A 9899-nucleotide genomic window follows, 5' to 3' on the forward strand; every position below is an offset into this window, starting at 1 on the left:
CTGATCGGCAGCCTCGTCGACATCTTCAAGCCACCAGAATGCGCCAACTACTTCAGTTCATGCGGATATGACCCGGATTGATCGAAAACCGCTCTAAGCCGGCACTTCCTCCGCGCGCCCTGCGGCTGGGCGATTGCCCGAATAGCAACCACATGTGCAATCTAGGCACAAAAAATGTGCATTCAAGAGAGCGGCAAAACTTTTTTAACCATCATTGGTAGGAGGCAAGCTGCGCAAGCCCGTTCAAGGTATGGTGGGCTTCTAGTCATCGGGATGCCTCTGGCTCGGCATATACTAGACATTAGGTAACCCCCACCGGCTCAGCATAGGCCTCGGCGCAGCGGCGGGTGAGGGTGGCGAGTTCGGTGAAGAGGTCGGCTTCTGCCTTCTTGAAATTGAAGCAGCTCTTGCCCTGCATCCGCTTGCGCAATTCAGGCGATGTGCCCTCTAGCAGGGCGGGCAGCGCGTAGAGCGGCATCAGGTGGCACGAGACGTAGGCCTTCTTGACCTGCACCATGCCGAACCACGCAGGCTCCGTTTTGCCCGGCTCGTTCCACGGTGTTTTCATCACCAGATGGCCGGGTGCATTGAGTGTCACCACCATGCCGCCCGCTTGCTCCAGCAGGATTGCGCGCAGCTCGGTGAACACGGCATCGAACCCATCGGACATGGCGCACTCCCTTTCGGTCGGCGCGCAGGTTATGCCGGGTTGATGAGCGTGCCAACAAAAACTGCATCAATTTGATGAGGCGGCAGTATCCTTGATCGGCAGGCGTGAACCATCAAGGCCGTGGTTGAACCGGCTAAGCACCAAGGCCGCAACTGACGAAACAAGCGCCACTGCACCCAGAACCGCAAATGCGGCGGCAATGTCTGCGCCGCCCCAGCGTGTGCCTGTTACCAACAGGGGACTGCTGAATTGCCCGAAGAAGAAGCAGGCGCTCCAGATGCCCATCGCTTTGCCGCGATGCAGCGGTGCCACGTCGCGCATTGCCCACAGGACGAGGGCGGGGATCAGGATTCCCGCGCCGACCTGCTGCAACGTTGCCGCGGCGGTCATCGTTGTCGATGTGCTGGTAAGGCCGATGCCGACCATGCCCAGCCCCATCAGGCCAAAGAACGTGGCGATTTGTGCCGGGGTTGAAAATCGGACTGACAGCGGTTTGAACGCCAGGCCGCCAAGGAACACGCCGATATTGGCAAGGCCCACCAGCATCCCCACGCGGCCGGGATCGCGCAGGCCAATGCCTTCAAAAGCAAGGCCGATTTGCACGATATAGACGTAGTAAAGCGACGCACCGAGCAAAGTCACCGCGCCGCAGGTCAGCACATGGCGCATGGGAAAGCCGGTGCTGCCGGACGAGACATGGGCCGTTTCGCGATCGGGTTCGAACAGCCAGATCATCATGGCCACGAAGATGGGGAACGCGACCGCATAGATCAGGAACGAATAGTGCCAGTCGATAGCAGCCAACTGGCCCGACCCGATGAGCACCGAAACGCCAAAGATCGGCCCGAATGCAGCCTGCGCCATAAGCCAGTTCCGACGGCCGGCCTCTGGATAGTAATCCGCGATGAGGGTGTTGGTTACCGTCAGGATCGCCGCTTCGCACAGCCCAAGAACGAGGCGCGACGCGATGATGGCAGGAAGGCTTTCCAGAAAGAACGGCGCCACCCCGACAAAGCCGTAGACGAGCGTTGCCCACTGCAGCAGCCTGCGTCGGCCCCAACGATCGGTCAGCCATCCCATCAGTGGCGAGAACAGTGCGATCATCAGGCCCGGTGCTGTTACGGCAAGCGGCACCAAGGTCATGGCGGCAGGGTTGTCGCCGAAATGGGCCACCATGGAAGGCACCGCCGGTGTCAGGGCGACGATGGCAAGGATCGGCAGAAAGCCGGCCAGAATGATCAGGAGCCCTTGCGGCAATCCCGCTTGTTTGACTGTTTCGGTCTGCATCACAGGCTGTTTCTCTTTGCAATGTTTGCAAGCACGGCGGCGCTGGGCTTTGCAGTGCGCTGGAATGTTTCACGATCGAACGAATGGAGGCCGAAGTGGTGGTGATAGCCAAAGCCCCATTCGAAGTTGTCGATCAGGGACCAGTGGAAATAGCCATGGACGGGCACGCCATCTTCCATCGCCCGCTTGAGTTCGGTCAGCGCGGCTGGGATCAGCCATTGGCGCAGCGCGTCGTCATCGGCATTCACGCCGTGTTCGGTAACGTAGACCGGCAGCTTCGTTGCCGCATAGGCATAGCGGACGGCGCCTGCCAGTGATCCCGGCCATACTTCGGCGCCACCTGCGTTGCGGCGTGCATCGGCAGGCGGCGGCAGTGCGCCCTTGTCGTTCCAGATTTTGCGTTCGTAGTTCTGCACGCCGATGAAATCGCAGGTTTCTGCGGCAAGACGCAGCCACTCGCCATAATAGCGTTCGCGGATGCGGTCCCGCATCGAATTCATGCCGATGGCCTGATCGTCGAGGATGGCAAGGCTCACGCCGACCGGGAGATCGCTTCGCACGGCCTTGATGGCGGCAACGCCCTGGCGATGCGCCTCCATCATGTTTGCGCGGTATGTTCTGGTGTCCTTGATGTAGAGCGACACGCCGGGCGTATAGAGCGGCACGCCCAACTGCTTTGCCGCGGCTTCCTGTGTGGCTTTGTCGCCTGCCATCAGTTGGGGAGGAAGGATCTCTCCGATCACGCCAGCAAGGTTGGGTTCGTTGAGCGTGGTTGCCAGTTCAATGCCATGGGCCAAGTGCTGCGCAGCGCGGCTGCAATACCGGGCGAAAAGTGCGGGCGCTTCTGGATTGTGCCATCCACCCTGTGCCGCAAACCAGCGCGGTGTGGTGAAGTGGTTGAACGTGACGACGGGCTTGATACCGCGAACGCGGCAGCCTTCGATCATCGCCTTGTAGTGATCGAGCATGGCAAGGGAAAAATGCCCCTCGTCCGGCTCAATCCGCGCCCATTCCAGACTGAAGCGGTAGGAATTGAGGCCCATGCCCTTTACCAGATCAAGGTCCACCGGCCAAAGCTCGAAACTGTTGGCGGCGTCGCCTGACCGGTCGGCAAAGATCGTTCCGGGGACGTTCTCGATCACCCAGAGATCGGCATTGAGGTTGTTGCCCTCTACCTGATGCGCGGCGGTGGCAGCGCCCCAGAGAAAGCCTTCGGGAAAGGCCGGATCGAAGGACTTTTGCTTGGCTGCGCGTGCCATAGCCATGCTCGGACCCAACGAAGTGGATGCGCCAAGGGCCAGTGCTGACCCTATCAGGCTGCGCCGATCCATCATGGTCATTTCTTCTCTGTTCCCAGCAAACCTTGCGTCCGCATCCAGCGATACATCAGATCAAGCCATCCTTCGGCGGGTGTTCCGGCGGGGCCAGCCCCAAAGCCGTGCCCGCCTGCCGAGAACAGGTGGAACTCGATCGATTTTCCGGCTGCGCGGTAGCTTTCCAGCAGCGGCAAGCCCTTTTGTCGCGCAAGCAGGAAGTCATCTGCGGCAATCGCCACGAACATCGGCGGGGCATCGGCTGGCACATTCATTGCTGACATATTGGGGTAGATCGGGGCGACGAAATCTGGCCGATCAGTGCCGCCCTTCTCCACCACGCTGCGCGAGAGGAAGCCGCCTGCGGAAAAGCCCATAAAGCCTACACGTCGCGGATCAATACCATACTCCGCAGCATTGGCGCGGACGTGGCGCAGCGCGGCAAGGCCATCGGCCAGCGCGTCTGCCGGGGTATCTTCGGGCGGGGCCATGACGCTTTTCTGACCGGAAATCATCTTGTCCAACTCTGCCACGAACACTTTCTGGTCGGGCGGCGTGGGCAGTGTGCGATACTTGAGGACAAAGGCTGTCACACCGTGGTTGGCGAACCAGCGTGCTACTTCCCAGCCTTCCTTGTCCATCTCCAGACCAAGGAAAGCACCGCCCGGCGCGATGATGACCGAAGCAGGCGACGGTTTGCCCACGGGACGGAACGCAGTCAGCGTTGGCCGGGTGACATTGCGCACGGCGTAACGGCCCATGTCGCTCGGATGCCAGACTTCATGGTCAAGCTTGTCTGCCGTCGGCAGCAGAATGGTGTTCGGCTGCGTTGGTGCTGCGATTGTTTCGGTGGAAATTCCGCTCTGTGCGACCGCAGGAAAGCCTGCCGCAGTCAGTAGCAAACTCATGCCCAGCATTGAGCGGCGAAGTGCGGGCAAGGTCATCAGGGCATCCCTCTCTTCAAACAGTCCCGCCCCGATCTTTGCCGGATACGGGAAAGCAAGGGCCGCCACCTGCAAGGTGACGGCCCCATTGGCCTTAGAAATTGATGCCCGCACGCACACCGATGGTGCGGACCGATTCAAAGCTGAAGCGCTGGTTCAGCGTCAGCACCGGCGGGGCGGTGCCGACCGGGTTGGCATCACCGCCATCCGAGCCAATCGAGATCGGGCGGATGTCGTTCGTGCAGTTCTTGCAGAACAGGTTGATGCTCCAGTTCTCGGCCTGCACCCCGACGCGCAGGTCGATCGTATCCCAGGTCGGGATCGTGAACGGCGCACCGATGCCTGACGATTGCGGCGAGCGGTGATAGTAGCCCACGCCGAACTGCGCTTCGAGGCCATCCGAGATCGGCGTGGCATATTCAGCGCCGAGCGTGGCGGTGAACTTCGACGACAGCGGCAACTGATAGCCCTTGGCGTTGAACGTGCCGACGAAGCCCGGCAGTGACGAGTTGATGTCAGCCTTGCAACCAGCGCTCGTCTGCGTCGGGAAGCACTGCGCGCCCGGGTAATCGTCGAACGTTGCATCGGCATATGAAGCCGAACCCGAAAGGGTCAGGCCTTCCACCGGACGGGCCTGGAACGATAAGTCCACGCCCTTGGTCGTCGCCGTTGCGGCATTGCCGAGTACGAAGGTGCGCAGCGCCTGCACGAAGGCCTGAACCTGCAGGTCATAGAACTTCGTGTAGAAGCCCGAAACGCTGAATGTCAGCGCGCCGTCGAGCGCCTTGCCCTTGATGCCAAGCTCACCACCGCGCGAGATTTCGGGGCGGACCGCAAGATCGGCACCAGGAGCGGGGGCCGTGTTCGAGAAGCCCGGACCCTTGAAGCCTTCGCCATAGAAGCCGTAGACCATCATGTCAGGCGTTGCCTGCCAATCAAAGCCGACCTTGTAGCTGAGATCCGTGGCGTCGGTGGTTTGTGCGGCTACATTGTTCTTCACGCCAAGCGTGACGAAGTAGTTTCCGAAGTTTTCGCGCAAGTTGATCTGCGCCTTTTCATAGGTCAGGCGCGCACCGGCGGTCAGCTTGAACGTGTCGGTCAACTGGTAGCCAAGCTGTCCGAACCCTGCATAGCTGTCGTTCGTCAGGCGATACTCGAAGTCCTGCCCCAGGAACGAGCGGTTGCTCACGCCGCAGGCTGGCGGCGGACCGGCAGTAACCGTCGCGCCGATGCAGAACGGGAAGCCGGACGCCACGAAGTCTGACACGCCGTTGTTGCCGCCGCGGAAGCCTGCGTTGTTGCCGATCGAGCGGTAGTAGTAGAGACCGAACTGACCGGAGAGCGCGTTGCCGCTGGGCAGAGCAAGGCGCAGTTCCTGCGAGTATTGGTCGTACTTCTGGTTGGCACCGTTAAAGCTGAAGAAGTTGAACGGTGTCTGGTCGGAATCGAACTGGAAATCGACCGAAGCCTGCTTCCATGCGGTGATGCTGCTCAGTTCCATCCCGTTGCCAAGCAGCAGGTTGATGTTGGCCTGAAGCCCACCGGTATCGCTGTCGCGGAAGTTTGGTGCCTCGGCGCCAAAGATCAGGTTTTCGTTGCCAGCAACAAGGCCGCGGGCAGGGTACTGGCTGCCGGGGCCGAACTGGCGGAACGTGATGTCATAGCGGCCAGTGATGCCGCGCTGACGGTTGTAGTCACCGATCACATAGACCGACAGGTTGTCGGTCGGCTCGAACAGGAACTTGGCGCGAAGGCCAAGGTTTTCGAGGGCGAGGTCATTGCGGACCGCAGGATTGACATTTGCAACAGTGATCGGGTCTTGATCGCTGTAGATGGCGTTGAGGCGCAGGGCTGCATTTTCGCCCACCGGCACGTTGACCGTCGAGCGGACCTGATAGCCGGTGCCATCGTCGCCCGGACGGGCACGCTGCACCAGTTCGCCGTCTGCGCTGAACGACATCTCGCCCAGCTTGGGCTTGTTTGTGGTGATGTTCACCAGACCGGCCGAGGCGTTCTTGCCGAACAGCAGGCCCTGCGGCCCGTTCAGGACTTCAACGCGGGCAACGTCATAGAAGGCGTTCGCCGCATATTCGCGGTTGCCCAGCACGACGTCATCGATAACCTGCGAAACGCTGGCTTCCACTGTGTTGGAGAACGTGGCCGTGCCGACGCCGCGGACCGAGAAGGTGTTGTCCTGCGCCACCTGAAGGCTGGGCGCCAGTTTGGTTACGGCGGTCAAGTCGTTCGCGCCGCGCTGCAATAGCTGTTCAGCGCCGACCACGGTCACGCTGACAGGAACCTTCAGCACGTTCTCGCTGCGGCGCTGTGCGGTGACGATGATTTCGCCCTGTGCGGTGGCCTCGTCGCTCGATTGATCGTCAGCAGCCTGCGCAAAGGCTGGTGCCGACGAAAGCAGCGCGATGGCTGCAATTGATGCCGACTGCACGAGCCGGGTCTTCCTGCGAATATTCATGAGTGTATCCTCCCTCTTAGATTTTGTGCGGATTTGGCTATGCCCTGCCGGTCCGCGCGTCCGGCGTCCTGTCCTGACGGTTCTGACCGTTCAGGGCAGGATGCTCAATCGCCACCCACGGCGCACGCTCGCCCTCGTACTCGCTGGAAAGGTAGCCGGAGTAGCCAAGCTTCTTGAGCATCGGCACAATGCGTTCCCATGGGATCTGGTGATCGTGCAGGGTCTCGTCGATGTGGTGGAATTTGGCCTGGATGAAAGGCACGTACTGGATCACGTCTTCCAGATGCTCGACTGGCACCTTGATGCCGTTGAGGAAGCTCAGAGCGCCCTTCTTGATCTCGTCCGTGGCCCCGCCACCCCATACGTCGATCGGACGGTCCTGGAAGATGCCGGTGTCGATCATCAGGCCGAAGTTCTTAGTCCCGGTCCGCTCGATGAACTTCACGTAGGCGTCAGTCACCGGATGGCGGATGGGTGTGGGTGAGTGAATCTCAGGCAGGATCACCAGATCCAATTGGTGCGCCAGGTCGAGATTGCGCTCGACCGCACCTTCCCAGATCGGGTCTGGCGTCAGATCATGGTCAATCACGCCGAATTTGGGGCGAACGAACTTGAAGCCCAACTTGTGCGCAAGGCGCAGGTCCTGCGCGATCTGCGCAGCACCTTCCTCCACACTCATATTGCGATCAATCTGGATGCGCGTGTCGACCCAGCAGGCAAAGTTGGTCGGCTCCAGCTTGTAGCGATCAAGCTGCGCGAACCAATGGTCCAACCACGCTGCAGGCGGCTCGGGGTAGAGCGGAACGCTCGTTTCTCCGAGAATCTCGATGCCGGTCGAACCGGTGTCGGCGACGTGATCGAACGCATCGTCGAGCGTCATGACCGTGCCGAAGTCGTCTGTGTAGCTGTACAGCGAAACGCCGTATCGGAAGCCTGTCACTTGGTACCCCTCCTCAGCGTCATTCTTAATAAACGCTGCTCAATGCGCACTATTTAAGCGACGTTCATTTAAGCTGCAAGCGGAAAATAAGCACCGCTTGTTTTTGCAGTCGGAGGGGTTGCGAAAAATGCGGATTCGCCGCACAGGACAGGCATGGCATCGAAGCAGCTGACGAGGGAAAAACGCGGGCGACCTTCCCACCGGGAAGATCTACGTCAGGAACTGCTCGACGCAGCCAAGGCCTTCATCGTGCGTGAAGGCTATGAAAGTGTTTCGATGCGCCGCCTTTCTGACGAGATCGGCGTGAGCTCTGCGGCACCCTACCACCACTTCCCTGACCGCAGAGCATTGCTGCTGGCGATAGCGCTCGACGGGTACCGCACGATGTTCGAAAGTTCGCTCATTGGTGTGGACAGCACTGAGCCACGTGAAATCCTGCGCGGCCTGCTTTTAAACTTCCTGCGCTTTGCTGCCCACAATCGGCGCCTTTTTGCGCTGATGTACGAGAGCGAGCTTGTGCGAGAAGGGCCTGCACCCGAAATTCTGGAGGCGCAGGATCAGGGGTTTCGCAGTCTGCATGAAATCATGCTTACCGTCGCGCCCGAGCTACCCGACCGGGAGCGCGCCATCCGCACAGCGACATTGTGGTGCGCTGTGTACGGTTTCGCTCTACAGACAAATCACGCCATGATCCGCACGCCACAACCGGAACCGGAGCGTGACGAGCTTGCAGAAGCGCTGGTTGCCCAAGCGCTGCGGCTGTTCGATGCCTGATCTTGAGGTAGTGCCTCAAGAAAAACAGAGAACTGGCTTGACGACCCGCCCACTTTCGCCTGCCACAAAGGCATCGGCAATCGCTTCAAAATCGAAGACCTCAATGAGGCGGTCGAACGGGAAGCGGCCTTCGCGGTAGTAGCTGATGAGTTGCGGAATAAAGCTTTGCGGGTCCGCACTGCCTTCTACCACGCCGCGAACAACGCGTCCCGCGCTCATCAGGTGTGTTGCATCGGCGACGATATTGGCGCCGGGGGGATAAGCGCCGACCAGCGCAAGTTCGCCAAGTGGCGCAAGCGCATGGATGGCGGCGTTTACCACCTGGGGCAGGCCGGTCGTATCAATGATGTAGTCGAAGCCGGCCGGACATCCTGCGGCACTTGCGTGTGCGGGGAAGTCAGCACTGTCAGCGCGGAAGCCGTGGGTGGCTCCCAACTCGCGGGCCAATGCGATGCGGACTTCATTGATGTCGAGCGCGACCACAACGGCAGCGCCGGCAATTCGTGCCGCCATAATCGCAGAGATTCCGACCGCTCCTGTGCCAAGGACAGCCACGCTCGATCCGGGCCGTACCTTGCAGGAATTCAGCACAGCACCAGCGCCGGTCTGGATACCGCAGCCTAAGGGGCCGAGGAGATGTAGCGGAAGATCCGCATCGACTTTCACGGCATTCCGGCGGTTGACCAGAGTGTGCGTGGAAAAGGACGATTGCCCGAAGACGTGGCTGTGGACCGGATTGCCGCCTGCATCGGTTAGGGCAGTCGAACCGTCGGCACGGGTGCCGAAAAAGTTCAGTGGCACCCACGAATGGCAGTATGCGGGCTGATGTGCGTGGCAACTCGGACAATGGCTGCACGACATGAAGCTCAGCACCACATGATCGCCCACCGCAAGATCGGTTACGTCGGTGCCAACGGCCTCGACCACACCTGATCCTTCGTGGCCGAGTACAACCGGCAATGGCACGGGCAGCTGCCCATCGCGCATCACCATGTCGGTGTGGCACACACCCACGCCTCGCATCGCAACCAGTACTTCGTCGGCGCGCGGGGCTTCCACAATCACGATCTCGATTGTGGCTTGCGTGCCAGCTTCGCGCAGCACGGCAGCTTTAGCAGTGATCGCCATTGTCTCTCTCTGTCAGAACGGGAAATGGACCCGACACTCCTGCCGGGCCCAACTGGTCATCAGAAGCGGAAGCCGACGCGGGCGTACCATTCGCGTGGGCGGTTATAGCTGCCGAAATATACGCCTGCCGCATCGTTGGCCCCGGCCGAGACAAGGTAGCGTTCGTCGGTCAGGTTGGTCCCGCCGACCGTCAGATCCCACTTTCCGTCAGGTTCGCGGTAAGTCAGGCTGGCGTTGACGATGTCGATCGGCTGGCGGCGAAGTGGCAGATAGTGTGACCTCCGGCGCTGATTGGCACGGTTCTCCAGCGCTTGGCGGCACGGCAAGAGCGAGTTGCCTTCCGGGCATCAGGCGGCCTTGGCCGTCACCT

At 60.6% G+C, this 9899-nt stretch carries 9 protein-coding genes; 1 reads left to right on the top strand and 8 read right to left on the bottom strand.

Annotation, left to right across the window (positions count from 1 at the left end; all coding sequences use genetic code 11):
• Nucleotides 1-301 precede the first annotated feature (301 nt).
• The 6 genes from B7X90_RS16490 to B7X90_RS16515 all read right to left on the bottom strand — a co-directional run bounded on the left by B7X90_RS16490 (nt 302) and on the right by B7X90_RS16515 (nt 7627).
• Nucleotides 302-670, bottom strand: coding sequence for a hypothetical protein (locus B7X90_RS16490; RefSeq protein WP_292626259.1), 369 nt, complete (start codon nt 668-670; stop codon nt 302-304).
• A gap of 66 nt (nt 671-736) precedes the next feature.
• Complete coding sequence (locus tag B7X90_RS16495; RefSeq protein ID WP_292626260.1) at nt 737-1957, bottom strand: MFS transporter; 1221 nt, start codon at nt 1955-1957, stop codon at nt 737-739.
• The gene (locus tag B7X90_RS16500) at nt 1957-3291 is read right to left on the bottom strand and encodes a family 1 glycosylhydrolase (protein ID WP_292626274.1); all 1335 of its coding nucleotides are present in this window, start codon (nt 3289-3291) and stop codon (nt 1957-1959) included. Before B7X90_RS16500 ends, B7X90_RS16495 begins: the two co-directional genes overlap by 1 nt.
• Nucleotides 3292-3293: 2 nt before the next feature.
• Complete coding sequence (locus B7X90_RS16505; RefSeq protein WP_292626262.1) at nt 3294-4214, bottom strand: alpha/beta hydrolase; 921 nt, start codon at nt 4212-4214, stop codon at nt 3294-3296.
• Between the two features lie 94 nt (nt 4215-4308).
• Complete coding sequence (locus tag B7X90_RS16510) at nt 4309-6687, bottom strand: TonB-dependent receptor (protein ID WP_292626264.1); 2379 nt, start codon at nt 6685-6687, stop codon at nt 4309-4311.
• Nucleotides 6688-6724: 37 nt separating this feature from the next.
• The gene (locus B7X90_RS16515; RefSeq protein ID WP_292626266.1) at nt 6725-7627 is read right to left on the bottom strand and encodes a TIM barrel protein; all 903 of its coding nucleotides are present in this window, start codon (nt 7625-7627) and stop codon (nt 6725-6727) included.
• A gap of 153 nt (nt 7628-7780) precedes the next feature.
• On the opposite strand from B7X90_RS16515, the gene B7X90_RS16520 reads away from it, so the two are divergent.
• Entirely contained in the window at nt 7781-8401 is a 621-nt protein-coding gene (locus tag B7X90_RS16520; RefSeq protein WP_292626269.1) for a TetR/AcrR family transcriptional regulator, read from the top strand.
• Between the two features lie 15 nt (nt 8402-8416).
• Here the strand turns inward: B7X90_RS16520 and B7X90_RS16525 are convergent, their stop codons facing one another.
• The gene (locus B7X90_RS16525) at nt 8417-9529 is read right to left on the bottom strand and encodes an NAD(P)-dependent alcohol dehydrogenase (RefSeq protein ID WP_292626271.1); all 1113 of its coding nucleotides are present in this window, start codon (nt 9527-9529) and stop codon (nt 8417-8419) included.
• Between the two features lie 59 nt (nt 9530-9588).
• A complete protein-coding gene (locus B7X90_RS16530; RefSeq protein ID WP_366409801.1) occupies nt 9589-9855 on the bottom strand; it encodes a hypothetical protein in 267 nt (88 codons plus the stop codon).
• Between the last annotated feature and the right edge of the window lie 44 nt (nt 9856-9899).

Source organism: Novosphingobium sp. 17-62-19 (assembly GCF_002256775.1).
Lineage (GTDB): Bacteria > Pseudomonadota > Alphaproteobacteria > Sphingomonadales > Sphingomonadaceae > Novosphingobium.